Raw genomic sequence first — 19,291 nt, forward strand, 5'->3', positions numbered from 1 at the left:
GTCCGTTCTCCAAAGCTGCGCAAGCGGCACGTGCATCCGCCCACTCACCGCGCCGCATCCAGACAGAACAAGGGTGCAAGGCCACCCGCGGAAGCTCAAAAGCTGTACGCCTGGCCATCCGCCGACACCCGCACGCGCACTTGAGGCGCGCCGCGAGACAGCGTGCGGGTGAAACTTGGGCTGCTCGGCTCACGCACTCGGCGCTTCCGGCGGGAGCGCGTTTCGGCCTCGAATCATGTCAGCAGCTTTCTCGGCGATCATGACGGTGGGGGCATGGGTGTTCCCGCCGATCAGCGTTGGCATGACGGAGGCGTCCACCACTCGGAGCCCTTCGAGCCCTCGCAGCTTCAGCGTCTCATCCACGACCGCCAACGGATCGTCCGCCGTGCCCATTCGGCAGGTCCCCACTGGGTGGTAGAGGGTCTCGCCCTCGCGCCGCGCCCAGGCGTCGATCTCCTCATCCGTCTGGACCCGCGGGCCTGGCGAGTACTCCGCCCCGCGGAAGCCATCCAGCGCGCTCCTCGAGGCCACCCGACGGGTGATCCTCACGCCCTCTCGGAGCGCCCGACGATCTCCCTCCGCCGCCAGGTAGTTGGCGCGGATCGCCGGAGTGTCGAAGGGATCGCGCGAACGGAGCCGCACCTCGCCGCGGCTCTCGGGACGCAGATGGCAGACGTACAGGGTGAAACCATCCTTGTCCACGCTCACCTTGCCGTGGTCTCGCATGATGGAGAGCACCACGTGCAACTGCAGGTCCGGCCGATCGAGTTCGGGCCGTGACTTCAGGAAGGCGCCAGACTCCAGGAAGTTGTGACGCCCGAAGCCTTGCTTTCGCAGCAGGTAGTTCAACGCCAGGAGGTATTTGCGGAGGCCTCTTCGGACCGAGTAACCGGTGATCGGCTGGGGGCACTCGTAGGCCACCATGACGTTGAAGTGGTCCTGCAGGTTCCTGCCCACCCCCTTCAGGGAATGCACCACCGGCACCCCGACCTCCTGAAGCTGCAAGGGATCGCCAATGCCCGAGAGTTGCAGGATCTGAGGCGTCTGCACCGCGCCCGCGCAGACAATCACCTCGCGTGAGGCCCGCACCTGCCGCAGCTCGCGCCGCGTGCCCTGGGCATATTCCACGCCGACGGCCCGTCCCTGCTCGATCAGGATGCGCGTCACATGGACTTCCGTCCGAGCATCCAGGTTGCGCCGCACGCCCAGGAGAGGCTTGAGGTACGCCGCTGCCGCGCTCCAGCGCTCGCCGTCCTTGATGTTGAGATGGTAGGGGCCCCAGCCTTCCTGTCGCACGCCATTGAAGTCGTCCGTGACGGGGAAGCCCTCCTCACGCCCCGCCTCGATGACCGCGCGGAAGAGCGGATTGGCCGAGCGCGCGGGGGCCACGTGCAGGGGGCCTGTGCTCCCATGGTAGGCATTGCCCCCAGATTCGAACGTCTCGGCTCGCTTGAAGTACGGCAGTACCTCCGCGTAGGACCAGCCCTCCAGGCCCTGCTGCCGCCACGCGTCGTAGTCACGGGCGTGACCCCGGATGTAGACCATGGCGTTGATCGCGGAAGAGCCGCCCCAGCCCCTGCCCCGAGGCCACCACAATCGGCGTCCCTCCAAGTGCGGCTCGGGCTCCGTCCAGAAACCCCAGTTGCAGGGCCCCTGCACGCTGAACAGGTCGCTCGCGGTCGCGGGCATGCGCACCAACATGCTGTCCGCCTTGCCGCCGGCCTCGAGCAGCAACACGCGCACGTTTGCATCTTCCGTGAGGCGGTGGGCCAGAACACACCCCGCTGAACCCGCGCCGATGATGACATAGTCGTACTGGGTCATGGGCGGGCTCGCGATGGAAGGTGGAGCTTCAGGACGTACAGCATGTCCCGCTCGCTTCGCCCACGGCCCACGATGAGCCCATCGCGCAGCAGGACGCTGGCCTCCATGGCGTCCTGGAAGTGGACCAGGGGCTCGGGCTCCTCCCTCCGGTAGAGCGCGAACGGCCCATCCCCCAGGGCCTCCCAGAACCGCTGGCCCACGGCCTCCCGAGGCGTCACGCTGGCCTGGATCTCCCGCAGCGGCGCCCCCGTGGCGAGCTCGAAGAAGCGCGCGCACTGATCATTGGCCATGGTGACCACCACGCCCTCGCCCAGCGCCACGGAGAAGGCCAGGGCAGGATGGGGCAGCTCACGCACGAGCGCTCCCGTCCGCGCGTCGAAGATGCGCACGACTTCATCCCGGCAGCAGGCCGCCACCCGTGCGCCATCCGCGGACAGGCCCACGCCGATGACGGGCGCTTCCGCCGCCTGGATGACCCGCCGCGTGCCCGTCGGCACCTCGAAGAGCTCGAGCTCCCCCGAGCCCCGGCCCACGGCGATCCACGGGGCGTGGGCCGCCGCCGCATAGGCGGGCGCGGGCTTCACCAAGGCCTCGGTATCCACCACCGCCGTGCCGCCCTTCACCTCGTGCAGCAACAGGCGCGAGCCCTTGGGGGAGCCGGACACCACGCACGTACCATCGGGGGTGAAGTCCACCAGCGTGACGGGGCCCTCATGGCCGCCCAGCGAGTGCAGCAGCGCGCCGTCCGCCACGCGCCACACCCGGACCTTCCCCGGCTCCACCACGCCCGCCAGGAGCTGGCCATCGGGAGAGAAGGCCATGGGCCGCTCCTCGAGGAACAGCGCCCTCTCCCCTTGCTCTCCCCCAGGGTTGACGGACAGCGCCCGCACCGGCGTGAGGCTCTTCACGTCGAGCAGCCGGATCCCCAGGCGCGAGGACTCCTCCTCCATGAGGGAGACGGGGTAGGCCAGCAAGGTGTCATGGGGGCTGGTCTTCCACGCCTGCCCGTACGCCTCCTCGTAGTCAGGAGCGAAAGAGCGGATGTGGCCCCGCGCATCCACGGCGAGCGTCGCATCCATCCTCCGCACGATCGCCACCTCGCCCTCGGGCCGCCCCCACAGGTTCTGCACGCGCTCCTTCTCGGTCAACAGGGTGGGCGCGGGCTCCGAGTCCATCTCGCTCACGCGCACCTTGCCGTCGACCGCCGTGAGGGCGAAGCGCTGGCCCGCCGGATGGAAGGCCACACCGCGCTCGTGCCCGTCGGACTCATAGGGGCGGGTGCGCAGCACGTCTCCGCTCCGTGCGTCCAGCACCTCCAGCCGGTTGTAGGTCAGCACCCCCAGCCGCGCCGTGCCGAGCCACGCCACGTGCGAGTAGGGGTCCTTGCCCCCCGCCTTGCGCACCTGCGTCCAGCCCTCCGTCTCCACCAGGGCGATGCCCTCGCTCGCGGTCAGCGCGAGCCACTCCCCGTCCGAGCTGAACTCCAAGTCCTGCACGAGCGTCCCCGCCTGGATGCAGGCCACCTGGGTCCCCGTCGCCACGTCCCAGATGCGCGCCGTCTCGTCCGACGAGCCCGTGGCCAGCCAACGGCCCGAGGGGTGGAAAGCCACGCACAGCGCGGACTGCTCATGCCCCTCCAGCGTCCGCACCTCCTCGCCCGAGGCCACGTCGAACAGCCGCACCCTCCACCCGAGGTTCGCCGCGGCGAGCAGCCGGCCATCCGGGCTGAAAGCCACCGACGTCACCCGCCCCTCCTGCCCCGTCATCTCATGCAGCAGCTCGCCCGTCTCCGCGTCCCAGAGGCGTGCGTCATGATCGCGCGAGCCCGAGGCCAGCCGCGTGCCATCCGCGCTCCACGCCAGGCCCAGCACCTCGCCCTCGTGCCCCTCAAGCACGTGGATGCACTGGCCCGTGGCCACGTCCCAGATGCGCACGTTCTGCCCATCGTCCCACGAGCCCGTGGCCAGCCGTGTCCCCGTGGGGTTGTAGGCGGCGCACAGCACGTGCGCGCCGTGGGGCAGGACCTGGTCCTCGCTCTCCAGCTCTCCGGGCAGCGGCAACAGGGACTCCAGCCAGGGCGCACCTCCGCGCGCCTCGTGCTGGCGCCGCCACTGCTGGGCGAGCGCGTACAGGTGCGCCTCGGGATGACTCCATGGGCCCTTGCCTTCAGGGGTGAAGTGCGCGGCGGTGTCGGGCGCATCGAACCAGCGCAGGCGGTTGTAGAGGCTCTGGAAGAGCGCCTCGGGGTGCTCACGCAGGAAGCCTGAATCGAGCGCGACCGCGCTCCGGAGGATCCGCAGCGTCCTCGGCCCGACCGTGAGGCTGTCCTCCTTGCGCACCCGGGCGTCCGCGGGAAGGCGCGAGAGCGCCGCGTCCAGGGCGGCCAGGAGCGCCTCCACGCCCTCGGCCTTCACGAGCCGCTCGAGAGTGGGGAGTTCGGTGAGCGCGGAGAGTTCGTCGGTCATGGGAGGCAAGGCTCCTCGGGGGGGCGGCCAGGGGAAAGCGCGTCATATCGCGGGCACTCACCTCACGCTGGAAGTGGAGTGCGGATGGGTCCGCACAAAAAACGTCATGCGCGTGTAACCGGCTGAAAAGGGGGTGCGTATCGGCAGGCATCTCCCGTCCCCCCACCGAGGACACCATGACGATCAAGACCGCCAGCCGTGAGCTCCGCACCCTCTCCAAGCCCGCGCCCCAGCTGCAGACCGCCACTCGGATTGTGAAGCCGGCCACCGTGACCGTGAACCCGCAGGTCCGCGCCCGGCTCCAGAGCGATGACTTCCGGCCGGCGTCCACCCGCACCCGCCCGTTGTCGCTCACCGGTGAGTCGCGGGGCCAGGTGACGCCGTTCGCGGGCCCCTCCATCCGGGCCTCGCAGCTCTCCTCCCTGGAGGGCGGCAGCATCCAGGACCGGCTCGCCGTGAATGGCGGGCTCCTGGCGGACGCGCGCCTCAACACGCTGCTGGGCAAGGACGCCAGGTCCCTCCTGCGCGCCGGTGACATCGCCGGCCTGGAGGGCGCCAGTGCCGAGATCGCTCGCCTCACCGGCTCGGAGCAGGAGAGCGCGGAGGAGGCCATCGCCGAGGCGGTGGACACCGGCGACGCGCAGGCGGTGACCGACTGGCTCCGGGAGCACCCAGATGCCGAGGACCGGGCGGAGTTCTACGACCTCCTCTTCTCCCTGCCGCACCTGGCGGGCGAGGTGCTGAACAACGTGGAGAACCTCTCCACCGCGGACCGGCAACTCCTGGCCAACTCGCTGAACGCGGCCTACGAGAGCGGCGCGGTGACCGACGAGGAGCTGGCGGAGGGGGTGGTGGGCGGCGGCTACGGCGCTTCGTTCGGCGAGACCCACGAGGGCCTGGCGGACATCGTGGCCCGTACCGGGAACCCTGACCTGATCGGCACCTATGCCACGCGCGAGCTGGAGCTGGCCCGGGCCCATGGCGGGCAGGATCTCCAGCGGGTGCAGGCGGCCGCCGCCGCGCTGAACGGGCTGAGCCCCACCGAGCTGCAGGACTATCTGGCCCAGAACGGGGAGGACGTGAACTTCCTGGTGGACAACATCAACCACGACGGCGGCTTCGGCTACGCCGAGACCAGCACCGCCCTGGGGGACCTGCTGGAGACGGCCGCGCGCATCCAGCCGCCGACCGAGGAGTCGCTGGCGCTGTTCGAGCGGTCCATCCCGCAGCTGGGCGAGAACCCGCACTCCCGCGAGGGCGCGGCCAGGTTCTTCGAGCGGAACATCGAGCAGGTCCTGGCCTCGTACACCGACGACTCCGGCTCGTTGACCCTGGAGGGGCAGGAGAAGCTGGGGCACTTCTTCGGCAACACGCTGTTCTCCGAGCCGTCGTTCCCGGGCCAGGAGCAGCTCCAGGAGGCGCTGCTGGGCAAGCTGGATGCGCTGGCCAGCTCGCTCGAGGCGGAGGCCAACGCCAACCCGCCAAGCATCGAGGCGCAGGAGCGGGCCCGGTTGCTGGGCAGTCTGATTGGCACGGTGGAGGGCGGCTTCCAGTTCGCGGTGGACGAGCTGGAGCAGAAGAACCAGGCCATCGAGGGCTTCACGGACTTCCTCTTCAAGGCCGGCGAGCTGATCCCGGACCTCCCGTTCCCCGGCGGTGGACTGCTCAAGGACGTCGCCCTGGAGCAGCTCCAGGAGTGGGTGACGGACAGCCTCACCGAAGAGGCGGAGGAGGCCGAGGACGCCCTGCCGTTCCACGCCGCCTTCGCGCAGGGGATCGACAACCCGGCGCTGCGGACCGCCTACGACGCCGCCCGCGGCGACGTCTTCCAGAACGTGGTGAAGGAGCTGATCAACTAGCCGCGGTTCCTGAATTCAGATTGTTTGGTCCCGACATGTAAGCCCTGCCCCCTTTCTCGGAGGGAGAGCGCTTGAGAGCGGCGGGTTGCTCTGTGCGGAAGCGGCTCCAATCGAACCCGTGTAGGGGGGAAACCGGCCGCTCTGAAAAACGGCGCTCCCCTCGGTTTCCCTCTGAAAATCGGCCCCTCGAAGCGGCGACCATGGCTGCCGTCCTGGAGCGCGCCACTGGCCCGAGCCGGAACTGTCGGACACGGGCCTCCAGCAGAGAACCGGCGTAGCCTTGACCCGCAGCACCTCTCTTGATTGAAGGACGTGGCCATGCGTCCGCGAACTTGCAGCGCCTCCCTGCTCCTTCTCTCGGCCTGCGCCACGATGGATCCGAGCCCAGGAGAGTTGGAGGACCCGAGTCCTCCGAGTCCGAGATTCGCCAATCTTCAGCGGGCGGCGCAGTACCCGTGGACGGATGATGGGAAATGCGTGGTGCGGGAAGCCTCCAACGAGTGGCCGCTCCTTACAGAGCGGTGCTTTCATGCTCTCGATCGCGACAGGGTCAGGTTTCGGGATGTCACCGGAAGATGCGCTGTCGCCTACGCGGGTGCAGCAGTTCCCGCAGCCGTGGCCCTCTGTGTCTTTGCGGCACCCGAGATCGTTGTCGGTGCAGTGATTGTTATTGGCGCGGTAGTGGTGGCAACCGCGATCCAAGAGGGGATTGATGCTTACCAACGCAACGCATCCCGTAAGCGTGCGAAGCCCAAGACTCAAACGCGACCGACCAAGGAACTGTTAGCGAACCGAGCGCCTAAGCCAAAGGGTCCGAGCACCGAAGACCTCTTCCCCTCACTGCCGACAGACTCCAACCCACGCCACCCTGAGTGCGAGCCCATTCCGATCCCACACGCGGGTAAGGATGACCCACATGACGAGTGCGCCGATAAGTTTCCGCCGAACCGTTATCCCGGGATGGACGTGCTCGTGGGCGGTGTGCGCTTCGATGCGCTGCAAGTCGCCGTGCGCGTGCTGTGGGAGATCAAGACCCATCAGTTTGACACGTACAACGCCTTTATCCAGGACCGGGAGATTGAGAAGGAACTCAAGCAATTGCGCGAGGAGCGCGCTGCTGCGCTGGCCTGTGGATATGACTTCGTTGTTGGCGTGAGCACCCAAGCGCACAGAGACGCGCTGCTCGAAGAAATTCCCACGCTCAATGTCGTCATCACGGGATGCACACGATGACCAAGCGTAGAGCCCTCACCCTCATCGTCTACGCGCCTGCGCTCGTGGGCAAGGACGGCCGCACGCTGGATGTCGTCCATGGGATGGAGAAGGCGCTCCCCGGCTTGCGCCTGGAGTGGCGGCTCTCCGAAGGCGGGCGCCCCATCGCATTGCCCCAGCGAGACGCGTGGCTCGTAGAAAGTATTGAAGACGGAGGATTTCCTCTTATGTGCAACGGGGACGAGAGTTACCCCGTGACGGTTATGGGGTGTGAAAACCCGGCGCTCTCGAGCCCAGGCGGTCAGTCCCAGTTTGAAGTGCATGCAAAACTGCCACTGGGCGAACCTGTGATCGCGGCAGCGGCAGCTGTGCTTGAGGCCGTGGCGGAGGGAGCGCGCTCGTTCTGGGGGCATGCATCGCCGTATGGTTACGGCTCGGAAGTCTCGCAGCAGTTTCGCCGCTCCCCTCATGGACCGGAGCGCTCACCTCGTGGGCTTCCCATGCTCAACCTTCCAGAGAAGCTCCCCGCGCCTGAGATTCCCTGGTTCCTTGGCTGGCTGAACTATTGGTCTGCCGCCGCAGCGCAGGCCCTCGGGTTCCCGGATCCCGCTCGCGACGCCGAGCTGATCACGCGGGCGCGGCGCACGCCATCGGGCGGGTGGGTGGTACAGATCACGGATGCGCCGCTCGATTACGACAACCCCGCCCACTTGGACGCGCTAAAGCGGGCCTACGAACGCTTCCCGGAGATCGGCGGGCGCGTCACTCCGCGCTGAAGAAGGCTTCTGCGCGTCTCCTGTCACAACGGCATCGTCCGCCACTTCTCGAGGCCCGGCGCGAGCGCCTCGGCCAGCATCGGCAGCTGGGGCACGAGCGCGTAGCAGACGACATTGCGCAGCATCCCCACGGCATCCATGACGCGCAGCACGGACGGGTCGAGCGGCCTCACCCCCGCCTTCGCCGCCGCCGCGTCGTAGATGGACGCACCCTCTGGGCCGAGGAACGCGAGATCCCACTCGACCGGCCCGAGCGTCACGTCCTCGAAGTCCGCGTAGCGCACTCCCGAGCGCGTGCGGAGGATGTTGTACGACGGCGCGTCCCCGTGAATCGCCTGGACGCCGACCCCCGGGAAGGCCCGCTCGAAGGCCTCGCGCGAGGAGAGCATGGGCCCGAGGACGGCCCATTCGCCCCGGGCCCGCTCCAGGTCAGCGGGGGCCAAGAGCCCTGGGTGCTCCTCCAGGGAGGCGAGGAACAGGGGCACCGTCGCCACGGGGGAGAGGAAGGGAAGTTCGCCCGGGTAGTCCCGCAGCACCGCGTGCAGGTCGGCCGCGAGCGCCGCCTCCGCCAGGTAGTCCGGCTCCCGGGAGGCATCCACTTCCACGTGCTCCCAGAACGTCATCGAGAAGCCGTCTCGCCGCACGGGCTCGCGCGGGACGAGGGGGCTCGGGCGAACGACTGGGAGTCCTCGCTCCGCCAGCCAGGCCACGGCAGACAGCTCGCGCGCCTGCCGGGCCTCCTGCGCCGCTCCCTCGAACCCCGGGGGCAGCACCAGCGGCACACGGACCACCACCGGCGAGGGAGCGAGGTGCACCACCACGGAGAACACGTCATGCAGCACCTTCGGTGCTGTCACGGAGAGTCCGAGCGCTCGGCCCGCGCCCACCGCCGCATCCACCGCCCGCGCCTTACGCGCCGCGAGCTCCGCCGGAGTCAGGTTCACTGGAGGCATCTCCCCCATCGTGCCCTGCGGGCGTGGCCACGGCCATGAATTTGGCACACCCAACGCATTCACAAAAAAGTTGTCTCCTCCCCGAGTCCTTCATGTTGAGTCGACGATCCCCGCACGTCAGTCTCTTGCCGTATCCGCCTGCTGGGCCGGAAGTTGGCATCCCCCACACAACCTGTTTGTCACCTGAAGAGGAGATACAGCCGATGCATCTTCATCCCGTCTGTCCGAAGAGCGTGTTCGAATCCTTGCCGGGCGCAGCCCAGGGATTGTTGTTTCTGGCGATGGTGAGCGCATTGCCGTTGCTGGGATGCGGCGCGGGAGAGGGCTCCCCCTCTCCCCTCATCCATCGCAACCTTTCACTCGCCTCTGAACCCACCCTCTTCACAGGGGTCAACGCGGGTTCTTCCAACAACTGCGGCGTGAAGACGGACGGGACGCTCGCGTGCTGGGGGGACGACTCCGAAGGTCAGTCCTCGCCGCCGACTGGCGGCTTCACGCAGATCAGCGCGGGCAATTACCATGGCTGTGGGGTGGATACGGCCGGGGCCGTCTCGTGCTGGGGGAACAACGACGGGGGCCGGGCTACGCCGCCCACGGGCAGCTTCACGCAGGTCAGCGCGGGCACTGCCCACACGTGCGGCGTGAAGACGGACGGGACGCTCGCGTGCTGGGGAATCAACTCCTACGGCGAGACCTCACCGCCCGCGGGAACCTTCACGCAGGTCAGCGCGGGCATGCAGTATTCCTGTGGCGTGAAGACGAACGGGACCGTCGCGTGCTGGGGACTCAACTTCGGCCGCCAGGCCTCACCCCCAGCGGGGAGCTTCACCCAGGTCAGTGCAAGCTACGGAAGCACCTGTGGAGTGAAGACGGACGGGACGCTCGCGTGCTGGGGCTTCAAGCATGTGCCAGGTTCACCACCGACGGGAACCTTCACGCAGGTCAGCGTGGGCACGTACCACACCTGTGCCCTGAGGCAGGACGGGACGCTGAGCTGCTGGGGAGCCAACGACCAAGGCCAGGCCACGCCTCCAGCCGGCCTCTTCACGCAGGTCAGCGCGGGCGGGTTCCACACCTGCGGCCTGAGGCAGGACGGAACGGTGGAGTGCTGGGGAAGCAACTTCGCCGGCCAGACCACACCTCCGTAGGCCCCAGGACTCCAGCGCAGCGGTCAGGCCCAGGGCCCGAGCGGCCTGGGTGCTGGACTCATCCTCGGCCAGCACCCAGTCCTCCCGTCCTTCTCATGCGCCGTGGGGCTCAGTTCAGCAGGGATTGGATGGGGAGCGGGATGTACAGGGGCTTGCCATTGCCCAGCTGCCCATCATCGTTGAAGCCCCAGGCCCATCCGGTCCCATCCGAACCCACCATCATCGAGTGCAGCTCGCCAGCGGCCAGCTTCAGGCCTCCGCTCAGCCCACTCACCTGCTTCGGCGTGTAGAGATCGTACGCGTCGCCAGTGCCCCGCTGGCCCCTCTCGTTGGAGCCCCAGGCCCACACGGTGCCGTCCGACTTCACCGCCATCGCATGGGTGGCACCAGCGGCCACGAAGGCCACCCCGCTCAGGTTCGTCGCCTTCACCGGCGTCCGGCTGGTGCTCCCACTCTGGGTGCCGAGGCCCAGCTGGCCGAAGCCGTTGGAGCCCCAGCTCCACACGGTGCCGTCCGACTTCACCGCCATGGAGTGGATGTGGCCCGCGGCCACGAACACCACGTCGCTCAGCCCCTGCACCTGCACCGGCACGGAGCGGTTGGTCGTCGTGCCATCTCCCAGCTGCCCGTAGAACATGTTGTGCCCCCAGGCCCACACGGTGCCGTCGTCGCGCAACGCCAGCGAGTGGTTCTTGCTCGTGGCCACGGCCAGCACCCCGCTCAGCCCCTGCACCTGCACCGGCACGGAACGGCTGACCGAGGTATTGCCATCTCCCAGCTTGCCGTATTCGTTGGAGCCCCAGGCCCACACGCTGCCGTCGTAGCTCAGCGCCAGCGAGTGGGTCTTGCCCGCGGCCACGGCCACCACCCCGCTCAGCCCCTGCACCTGCACCGGCACGGAACGGTTGACCGTGGTGCCATCCCCCAGCTGGCCGTATTCGTTGGAGCCCCAGGCCCACACGCTGCCGTCGTAGCGCAACGCCAGCGAATGGCTTCCCGCGGCGGCCACGGCCGCGATTCCGCTGAGCCCTGGCACCTGCACCAGCGCGGAGCGGTTGAACGTGGTGCCATCCCCCAGCTGGCCGGAGGCATTGGAGCCCCAAGCCCACACGGTGCCGTCGGAGCGTAACGCCAGCGAGTGGTCCAGGCCGCCCGCCATGGCCACGGCCCCGCTGAGCCCCAGCACCTGGCGCGAAGAGGAAGAGGCGCTCCCCTTGCCCAGCTGGCCGTATTCGTTGGAGCCCCAGGCCCACACGGTGCCATCGAAACGCCTCACCAGCGAATGGTCATGACCGGCGGCCACCGCCACGGCTCCGCTCACCGCTCCTTGGATCTGGGTTGGCACGGGGTGAGGCAGGGAGTCCCTGCTGCCCGTCGCCAGCTCGCCGGAGAAGTTGGAACCCCAACCCCAGACGGTGCCTCCCGAGCGCACCGCCAGCGCGTAGCCCGAGCCCGCGGACACGGCCGTCGCTCCGCTAAGCCCCTGCACCTGCACCGGTACGAGACGCTCGGTCGTCGTGCCGTCGCCCAGCTGACCGTAGGAGTTGGCACCCCAACCCCAGACGGTGCCTCCCGAGCGCAGTGCCAGCGAGAAGCTGCCCGCGGAGATCGCCACGATGCTGGTGAGCCCCTGCACCTGCACCGGCAAGGTCCGGTCTGTCGTGGTGCCATCTCCCAACCTGCCGCCGTAATTGGAACCCCAGGCCCAGACCGTGCCATCCGAGCGCAACGCCAGCGAGTAGTCCGAGCCCGCGGCCACGGCCAACACACCGCTCAACCCCAGCACCTGGACCGGCGTGGTGCGCTCCAACAAGGTGCCATCTCCCAGGGCTCCGTCATCGTTCTCGCCCCAAGCCCAGACAGTCCCCGTGGAGCTCACCGCCAGCGAGTGGCTCGCTCCCGCGGCCACGGCCACGATGCTGCTCAAGCCCTCCACCTTCACCGGTGTGGTGCGATCGGACCAGTAGCCCGTTCCCAGCTGCCCCTCGAAGCCTCGGCCCCAGGCCCACACGGTACCGTCCGAGCGCAACGCCAGCGTGTGGTAGTCGCCGGCGTCCACGGCCACCACGCCACTCAGCCCTGTCACCTGCACCGCTGTGGCGCCACCGGGCGTCGTGTCGTTTCCCAGTTGGCCATATTTGTCGGAGCCCACGGCCCAGACCGTGCCATCCGGGCGGACGGACACCGAGTGATCCCAGCCCGCGCTCACCAGCAAGCGCGACTGCACGTGCTGCTGGACAGCCCCTAATACCTCTTGCTCTGCCGGGGGGCCTTCAGCGGGCAGGCCACAGCCGCTCACCAGCCACAGGCCCAGCCCCAGGCTCAACACGTGTCTCATCCAAGAACTCGCACCGCTTTGCATCGGAAGACTCCTGATCATGAGGGGTCGAAGGGTGATGCGCCGGCTCCGGGGCTTGTCAGCCAACCCCGCCCGGACGGCGCCCCCAGACGCTCGGAATTTGCGTAAATTCAAACCCATCTGGAAAAACCAGAAATAATGCGGGTGCGTGGTGAGCGTTGCACGGACGGAACTCCGGCCATTTCTGCTCATTCGAGCGCAGGAACAGACCAGAGAGCGCAGGTCCATACCGTGTTTTCGCTCCCGGTCTCGGGCCCAATGATGTCGCCGATTCGTTCGCCCCCTCTCGCCCGGTCGCGCTGTCCGCGCCGCGCCCCGTCTCACCCCTCACCCGGAGTCTCCACACCATGAGCTCGCCCCCTGCCTCCCCCCACCGCGGCCTCGATGCGCTGCTGACACCCCAGAACACCGTGCTGGTGCTCATCGACCATCAGCCCTTCCAGTTCGCCAACCTGCACAGCCACGAGCCGACGATGGTGCTGAACAACGTGATTGGGCTGGCCAAGGGCGCCAAGGCCTTCAACGTGCCGACCATCCTCACCACGGTCCTCGAGGAGCGCGGCGGCTACCTCGTGAAGGGCCTGCAGGACGTCTTCCCCGAGCAGAAGCCCATCGACCGCACTTTCATCAACACCTGGGAGGACAGCCGCGTCGTGGACGCGGTGAAGAAGACCGGGCGGAAGAAGCTGCTGCTCGCCGCGCTGTGGACGGAGATCTGCCTGGCCATGCCCGCCATTCAGGCCGCGGGTGAAGGCTTCGAGGTCTACGTGGTCACGGACGCCTCGGGCGGCGTCAGCGCCGAGGCGCACGACATGGCGGTGCGGCGCATGCAGATGGCGGGCGTGACGCCCATCACCTGGATGGCGGTCATCTCCGAGTGGCAGCGCGACTGGGCCCGCGAGGCCAGTGTCGCGGCGCTCGCCAGCATCATCGGCGACCATGGCGGCGGCAGCTCCGTGGCCTACGCCTGGGAGATGCAACTGCTGGCGGCGGGGCGGGCCAACCAGGGCAGGTGAGCAAGCTGTCTTCCCCTGTTCGGGGATAGCGCTCCTCCGTTCTATTGATATCGTCCTCCTGAGTTCCATTTCCTTCAGGGAGATTCAGGAGGGCGATGTCCGTGGAGACACGCGCGGAGCGACTGAGCCCGCTCAGGCTTGGGTGAACGCCTGGAGCAGGCGTTGAGCTCGGACGCCCTGACCGCGCCGCGCCTGCGCTTCGCCGACGACCGTCTCTGGACACTGATGCGCCTGCTGGCCGGAGCGGTGGAGACCCAGGACCCCTCCACCCAGCTCTACGGTGACGGGCTGACGACCGCCATCTTCGCCTTGGTGGGTTCTCGTCGTGAAGAAAGCCCCGCGGCTCGCAAGGGGCTGGCGCCTTGGCAGCTGCGGTGAGTCATCGACTTCCTGGAGTCGCGCCTGCCCGAGCGGGTCGAGTTGTCGAGGTTGGCCGCGCTGGTGGGCCTGTCTCAAGCGCACTTCAGCCGGGCCTTCAAGGCTTCCACTGGCGTAGCTCCGTATCAATGGCAACTGCAGGCCCGGCTCAAGCGTGCGCAGGAGATGCTGGTGACGACGTCCGCCTCGCTGGAGCAGGTCGCCGAGGAGACAGGCTTCGCCGACGCGGTGCATTTCGGCAAGGCCTTCCGACGGGCGCATGGCACAACGCCCGCGGTGTGGCGGCGGGACCGGAAGCACTAGCACGCCTCCACGCGTCGTCGAACCCGAGCCATGTGACTTCATCCCAAGCCGCTCTCGACAGCGTCCCTGTCACGCCTATGCGTCTAGCGTGGCACGATGGCGTCGATGTCGATGTACGTGTCGATCGAGGCCGGGTGCTTCGTGCCGTTGGCGGAGATGTAGATGGTGGTCCGCTGCGTCCACGGCACGCTGATGCGCACGCTCTTGCCGTACTCGATCGTCGGGCTGTATTGGTCGACCGAGCCCAGCTGCCGCCACTCACCCGTGACGTTGTTGACCGCGACGATGGTGGCGTGCCCGCGGTTGTAGGCGGCGGAGTAGAAGTAGTCGAAGGCGGTCCGGCACTCCAACGAGAAGGACACGGCCTTGTCCATTCCGTACCAGTGGTTGGGCACATCCTTCGTCCAGCTCAGCGTGCCGTACAGCGCGTTGGGGAATGAAGAGGAGTGAGTCCACGCGCCGGTGTAGGTGAAGTCCACGTCCGGGCTGTAGCCGGTGTTGTCCTGGATGGTGCCGGCCGGAGTGCAAGCCGCCTCGGCCGTGGCGCCCATTCCCAGCGTGCCAAGTGCGAGCGCCGCCATCAGCGACTTGACCAGCACCTGACCCGTCTTCACGCTGCGAGAGCTCATCGTGCGTCCCTTCTACTTGAGGAGTGTGTGAGTATGGTTTTTCGAGTCTAGTTGGCAATAACCGCCAAACAGGACAAACTCGATATACACTCTCAGTGATGGAGATGCAACACTCCCAGTCACGACACTCTCGTCCCAAAGGCGTTCAGGGTCACCGTCGCGCTGCCGTTTCCGCGGGAAGACACCTGGCCGCTTCAGGGCCGGGGAGCTGAGAGCAGCAGCTCCCCGAAAAGGGCCAAGTGGCGGCCGGTGCTCCGGAACTGCTGGTCGATGTTCAGCACCGGGTCGTCATTGATGACGTTGTTGAGGGGCGCATTGGTGATGATGTGATCAATGCCGTCATCGTGGGTCAGCACCTGATAGTCGCGATCCAGCTCCTGCATCTCCTCGGTGACATCCTGGACGTTGAAGTCTCCCACGACGACCCAGTCCTCCCGGCGGCCAATGCGTGGAGGCTCCAGCTCGTTCTCGATCTCCTGTTGCAGCTGCGCCACGTGGCCGCGGGCGTGGGTGCCCGCTTCGTTGTGCCACGACAGCAAGCGCAACACGGAGTCCCCCTGGTTGTTGGGGTGATGCACGTTGAACACCGTCCCCACGGGAGGGCGCGCCTGCAGCAGCGCTCCCTCATGGAAGGCCTCGGGGTGATGAAAGGTCAGGCCGCCGTCGATGGGGTCGAAGGGGGGCTGCTGGGGCTCGACCACCGCGGGATTGTAGATGACCACGTAGGCGTTCTGGCGCTCCGCCGTGGGCCGGCGCGGGTTGTTGAAGTCGATGGGAGGGTATTCGTTCCGGATGGCCAACAGCTCGTATCCCGCGCCCGTGACGGCGGCGGACAGTTGCTGGAGACGCGCTGGATCATTGAAGAGGCTGCGAGGCACCTCCTGCAAAGCCATGATGTCGATACGATGGGCATGGCCAAACTGGATCAACCGGATAGCGTGCTCACCTGGCTGGATCCGGCGTTGCTGATGCAGCTCGATTCCACGAAACTCGCCGCAAACGAGAAGGGAGCGACATGGCCACCGCCAAGGACATCAAGACCCAGCCGACAGCCGTCAGCGTCAAGGACTTCGTCGCCGCCGTCGAAAACGACACGCGTCGCAAGGACGCCGAACAGCTCCTCAAACTCTTCGCCAAGATCACCGGCTGGAAGCCGAAGATGTGGGGCCCGACCATCATCGGCTACGGCACGTATCACTACACGTACGACACCGGCCGCGAGGGCGACGCGTGCGTCGTCGGCTTCTCCCCACGCAAGGCCAGCCTCTCCGTCTATTGGGGCGGCTGCGAGGGCGACGAGCCCAAGGCGCTCTTCGCCAAGCTCGGCAAGCACAAGATGGGCGCCGGCGGCTGCCTCTACATCAACAAGCTCGCCGACGTGGACATGGCCGTCCTCGAGAAGATCGTCTCCGGTGGCCTCGCTCACATGAAGAAGAAATGGCCGGTGAAGGGCTCCTAGCCCATCACTCCCGCTTTCACCCACGTCGCGGGCGGCAGGAGACCCGGGAGGGAGAACGCTTCCGCGGCCCTATTTGGGGGCGAGCCAGCCGGTCAAGAAGCTGGAGACCGTGGCGATCCCGCCGCCCACAAGGCTGGCCCCGGGGATGGGGAGCGCCGCGACGACGGACCCCGCGGCGGTGATGCTGTCGCCCCATTTCTTCCCGATGCTGGTGTTGGGATCGGACCAACTCCTGACGGCCTGCGCGGTATCGAGCGCGGCGATGGCCACGTTCGCTCCCGGCACGAAGCGTCCCGCGGTCCTGGCGACGCTGGGTACCACCCGCTGGCCGAAGTCCGCGACGACCTGAGCGCCCGTTGCCACGAGGTTCGCAGCGTGCTGCGCGACCTGGCCGCCGCTGTGCAGCGCGCCAGCGACGTCGCCATTCCTCAGACTGTTGAAGGTCTCGCCCACCTGGCGAGGCGCATTCGCGATCGCGTTGCCCGCCGCGAACAAGAACCCCCCGGCGTTCAACCCCGCCCCCGCCCTCTCCAGGCCCTGTCTGGCCGTGTCTGGAGTCCTCGGCGTTTCGGGAGCGGGGCCCAACCGGTTCGCTATCTGCGGCTTGCCGCCGACGTTCTGGACGCCCGGGCCGTGGAATTCGACCCGCCGGGCGACATCCATCTCCTTCTTGGTCGTGGTGGGGGAGCCGTCGGGGCCATGCAGGCGCAGTCCGTTCTCCGGAACAAAGACGTGAACGACCCTGCCTCTGTAACGGTCCAGGTTTCCTTGCGTGGAATAGTTCCTCGAATGCACGTCGAGATCAGTGTGGATTCGCCCATACCTCTGCTCCAGGCCTGCCCGGACCGCCTCGAACTGGGCTCGCTGAGGGCCGCGGGCAACCTCCTGATTCGTGGACAGGACGTGATTGGGGAGCCTGCTGAGATTGGGCGCACGCCCCATCTTGGCCGTCGTGTTACCCCAGGCCTGCGTGCCTTGCGTGAAGGCATCACCGACGTTCCTGACCGGTGAGACGGTCGGAGCGTCCTCTCGCCGTGGCGCTGGGCCGGAGATGGCCTTGGCCTTCGCCGCTTGGGGGCCACCCGTGAGCGCTTTGCCGGCGGTACCGGTGACGGCGGCTCCGAGCCGGGCCACGGCGCCCTTCACCTTCGCCTTGAAGGGGGACTCCGCCCTCGCCGTGCCCTGCGGCGCCTGGAGATTGGCCGCCTTCGCCTTCGGCGCGGGCCCTCTCACGAAGGTGCTGCGCCCCGAGAACCCTTTGAGCTTCACCAGGCCAGCCTTCACGCCCACCGTCTTCTTCGGTGTGACCGGCGGGGGCGGAGGCGGGGGCGGGGGTGGGGGTGGAGGGGGAAGCGGCTTGGGCGGAGGGGGCCTCGGGGGGAGGGGGCGACCAGTCTTGAGGGCCAAGGGGTGTACCTCAATATGCGTGGGTACCTCCCGGTATACACCATGTACCTACAGGTTACATCCGTTAATTCGATGTATCCGTCGATTTCGGTGAAAGAGCCTTAGCACGAGGCCTGCGCGCTGGCGGCCCAGCCGGAATGAGCTGGAGTCGTGGCGGAGCCCGTCGCCGTCGGGCCATGGTCGCATCGGACTACGCGGTTTCGGAACTTGACAGTTCCGAAACCAAGCAGTACCGAATATTCCATGCGCTACGAAGTCCTCGGAAACAGCGGGCTGTGGATGTTCGCGTTCGCAGCCGCTGCTCGCACGACGTTGCCGCACACCGGTCGTCTCCCACCGAGTGACACCCAGGCACGTTGATGAGCGCCGAGACGCAACACCCTGATGAGGCCGCGCCCGCGCAGCCTGGCCGCAAGCGCGATCCTTCGCTCGACGCGAAGATCCTCGACGCCGCGCTCGACGTGCTCGCGGACGTGGGAGCGGTTGGCTTGACGATGGACCTCGTCGCCGCGCGCGCGGGAGCCGGCAAGGCGACCATCTACCGCCGGTGGACCTCGAAGTCAGAGCTGATCATCGAAGCCGTCGCGCAGATGAAGCGCAACCAGATCGATCTCAAGCACCTCCCTGACACGGGCACCCTTCGCGGTGACCTGCTCGGCTTGTTCAAGCCGCAGTCGAACGAAGAGCGCGACCGGCGGCTGAAGATCATGACCGCGCTTGCCACGCTGCTCTCGCAGGATGAAGCGCTCGCCGATGCCGCGAACGGCGCGGTGGTCGAGCCGTGGGCGGCAGCCCATCGCGCGCTGATGGAGCGAGCCATCACTCGCGGAGAAATCTCCGCGTCCGCCGACATCGTCACGCTGTCGCAGGTCATTCCGTCGATGGCCGCATACCGCAGCCTGGTCCAACGCAAGTCGTTCGACCTGGCGTTCCTCGTCTCGATGGTGGACGGCGTCGTCTTGCCAGCCCTCGGCCTTGTTCCCGGGCACTCCGGCCGCATCGAATCCTCGTCGCCTCGACGAGCCGGGCGTCGAACACGCTCGAAACCCCGAACCGCAAAGAGAGAGTCATGAGCATCGCAGTCACCCACCACCTCAACTTCCGAGGCGAAGCCCGCGCGGCCCTCGAGTTCTACAAGTCCGTCTTCGGCGGCGACATCGCCATCGTCACGTACAAGGACGCTCACAACGTCCAGGTCCCGGCGGAGGCCGATCAGGTGATGTGGGGCCAGGTCGCCGCCAGGAACGGCTTCCGCGTGATGGCGTACGACGTGCCGTCGCGGCAGCCGTGGGAGCCCGGCAAGAACGCGTTCTTCGTCTCGGTGCGTGGCGACTCGGCCGACGAAATCACCGGGCTTTGGGAGAAACTCGCGTTGGGCGCGACGGTCGTCGTGCCCCTCGCGAAGTCGGGGTGGTCACCGCTCTACGGGATGCTCAAGGACCGCTTCGGCATCACTTGGGTCCTCGACGTCGCGGTCGAGGCCAAGGCAGGGTGAGCGCATCC

17 protein-coding genes are annotated in these 19,291 nt (G+C 67.6%); 10 read left to right on the top strand and 7 right to left on the bottom strand.

The window, feature by feature from the left end:
- Nucleotides 1-189: 189 nt before the first annotated feature.
- Together SYV04_RS11565 and SYV04_RS11570 are read right to left on the bottom strand one after the other, a co-directional pair.
- Complete coding sequence (locus SYV04_RS11565; protein ID WP_321545751.1) at nucleotides 190-1,824, bottom strand: choline dehydrogenase; 1,635 nt, start codon at nucleotides 1,822-1,824, stop codon at nucleotides 190-192.
- Nucleotides 1,821-4,289, bottom strand: coding sequence for a WD40 repeat domain-containing protein (locus tag SYV04_RS11570; RefSeq protein WP_321545752.1), 2,469 nt, complete (start codon nucleotides 4,287-4,289; stop codon nucleotides 1,821-1,823). The genes SYV04_RS11565 and SYV04_RS11570 overlap by 4 nt, the downstream gene beginning before the upstream one ends.
- Nucleotides 4,290-4,465: 176 nt before the next feature.
- Between SYV04_RS11570 and SYV04_RS11575 the strand changes: the two genes are divergently transcribed.
- From SYV04_RS11575 to SYV04_RS11585, 3 genes are all read left to right on the top strand, one after another.
- Nucleotides 4,466-6,148, top strand: a complete 1,683-nt coding sequence (locus SYV04_RS11575) for a hypothetical protein (protein ID WP_321545753.1) — start codon at nucleotides 4,466-4,468, stop codon at nucleotides 6,146-6,148.
- A gap of 318 nt (nucleotides 6,149-6,466) precedes the next feature.
- Nucleotides 6,467-7,381, top strand: a complete 915-nt coding sequence (locus tag SYV04_RS11580; RefSeq protein WP_321545754.1) for a DUF6310 domain-containing protein — start codon at nucleotides 6,467-6,469, stop codon at nucleotides 7,379-7,381.
- The gene (locus SYV04_RS11585) at nucleotides 7,378-8,136 is read left to right on the top strand and encodes a DUF5953 family protein (protein ID WP_321545755.1); all 759 of its coding nucleotides are present in this window, start codon (nucleotides 7,378-7,380) and stop codon (nucleotides 8,134-8,136) included. Before SYV04_RS11580 ends, SYV04_RS11585 begins: the two co-directional genes overlap by 4 nt.
- Nucleotides 8,137-8,159: 23 nt before the next feature.
- Here SYV04_RS11585 and SYV04_RS11590 read toward each other — a convergent pair whose 3' ends face one another.
- Nucleotides 8,160-9,080 (bottom strand): phosphotransferase, encoded by a 921-nt coding sequence (locus tag SYV04_RS11590; protein ID WP_321545756.1) that lies wholly within the window; start codon nucleotides 9,078-9,080, stop codon nucleotides 8,160-8,162.
- Between the two features lie 212 nt (nucleotides 9,081-9,292).
- Between SYV04_RS11590 and SYV04_RS11595 the strand changes: the two genes are divergently transcribed.
- Nucleotides 9,293-10,237 (top strand): RCC1 domain-containing protein, encoded by a 945-nt coding sequence (locus tag SYV04_RS11595; RefSeq protein WP_321545757.1) that lies wholly within the window; start codon nucleotides 9,293-9,295, stop codon nucleotides 10,235-10,237.
- 109 nt (nucleotides 10,238-10,346) lie between these two features.
- Here the strand turns inward: SYV04_RS11595 and SYV04_RS11600 are convergent, their stop codons facing one another.
- Entirely contained in the window at nucleotides 10,347-12,575 is a 2,229-nt protein-coding gene (locus tag SYV04_RS11600; RefSeq protein ID WP_321545758.1) for an RCC1 domain-containing protein, read from the bottom strand.
- A gap of 368 nt (nucleotides 12,576-12,943) precedes the next feature.
- Between SYV04_RS11600 and SYV04_RS11605 the strand changes: the two genes are divergently transcribed.
- The 3 genes from SYV04_RS11605 to SYV04_RS11615 all read left to right on the top strand — a co-directional run bounded on the left by SYV04_RS11605 (nucleotide 12,944) and on the right by SYV04_RS11615 (nucleotide 14,293).
- On the top strand, nucleotides 12,944-13,612 hold the full coding sequence (locus SYV04_RS11605; RefSeq protein ID WP_321545759.1) for a hydrolase: 669 nt from the start codon (nucleotides 12,944-12,946) through the stop codon (nucleotides 13,610-13,612).
- Between the two features lie 162 nt (nucleotides 13,613-13,774).
- Entirely contained in the window at nucleotides 13,775-13,990 is a 216-nt protein-coding gene (locus tag SYV04_RS11610; protein WP_321545760.1) for a hypothetical protein, read from the top strand.
- A 24-nt stretch (nucleotides 13,991-14,014) separates the two neighbouring features.
- Nucleotides 14,015-14,293 carry a helix-turn-helix domain-containing protein gene (locus SYV04_RS11615; protein ID WP_321545895.1) on the top strand — a complete coding sequence of 93 codons (279 nt, stop codon included), beginning with the start codon at nucleotides 14,015-14,017 and terminating at the stop codon, nucleotides 14,291-14,293.
- A gap of 83 nt (nucleotides 14,294-14,376) precedes the next feature.
- On the opposite strand, the gene SYV04_RS11620 is transcribed toward SYV04_RS11615, so the two are convergent.
- Together SYV04_RS11620 and SYV04_RS11625 are read right to left on the bottom strand one after the other, a co-directional pair.
- Nucleotides 14,377-14,922: a hypothetical protein gene (locus SYV04_RS11620; protein WP_321545761.1), complete on the bottom strand. Its 546-nt coding sequence runs from the start codon at nucleotides 14,920-14,922 to the stop codon at nucleotides 14,377-14,379.
- Between the two features lie 194 nt (nucleotides 14,923-15,116).
- Nucleotides 15,117-15,851, bottom strand: coding sequence for an endonuclease/exonuclease/phosphatase family protein (locus SYV04_RS11625; RefSeq protein ID WP_340371383.1), 735 nt, complete (start codon nucleotides 15,849-15,851; stop codon nucleotides 15,117-15,119).
- An 86-nt stretch (nucleotides 15,852-15,937) separates the two neighbouring features.
- Here SYV04_RS11625 and SYV04_RS11630 point away from each other — a divergent pair, with 86 nt between their 5' ends.
- Entirely contained in the window at nucleotides 15,938-16,381 is a 444-nt protein-coding gene (locus SYV04_RS11630) for a DUF1801 domain-containing protein (protein ID WP_321545763.1), read from the top strand.
- Nucleotides 16,382-16,450: 69 nt separating this feature from the next.
- On the opposite strand, the gene SYV04_RS11635 is transcribed toward SYV04_RS11630, so the two are convergent.
- Nucleotides 16,451-17,665, bottom strand: a complete 1,215-nt coding sequence (locus SYV04_RS11635; RefSeq protein ID WP_321545764.1) for a hypothetical protein — start codon at nucleotides 17,663-17,665, stop codon at nucleotides 16,451-16,453.
- A 482-nt stretch (nucleotides 17,666-18,147) separates the two neighbouring features.
- On the opposite strand from SYV04_RS11635, the gene SYV04_RS11640 reads away from it, so the two are divergent.
- Together SYV04_RS11640 and SYV04_RS11645 are read left to right on the top strand one after the other, a co-directional pair.
- Nucleotides 18,148-18,861 (top strand): TetR/AcrR family transcriptional regulator, encoded by a 714-nt coding sequence (locus tag SYV04_RS11640; RefSeq protein WP_321545765.1) that lies wholly within the window; start codon nucleotides 18,148-18,150, stop codon nucleotides 18,859-18,861.
- Nucleotides 18,858-19,283 carry a VOC family protein gene (locus SYV04_RS11645; protein ID WP_321545766.1) on the top strand — a complete coding sequence of 142 codons (426 nt, stop codon included), beginning with the start codon at nucleotides 18,858-18,860 and terminating at the stop codon, nucleotides 19,281-19,283. The genes SYV04_RS11640 and SYV04_RS11645 overlap by 4 nt, the downstream gene beginning before the upstream one ends.
- Nucleotides 19,284-19,291: the final 8 nt, after the last annotated feature.

It is taken from the genome of Hyalangium ruber (genome assembly GCF_034259325.1).
Lineage (GTDB): Bacteria > Myxococcota > Myxococcia > Myxococcales > Myxococcaceae > Hyalangium_A > Hyalangium_A rubrum.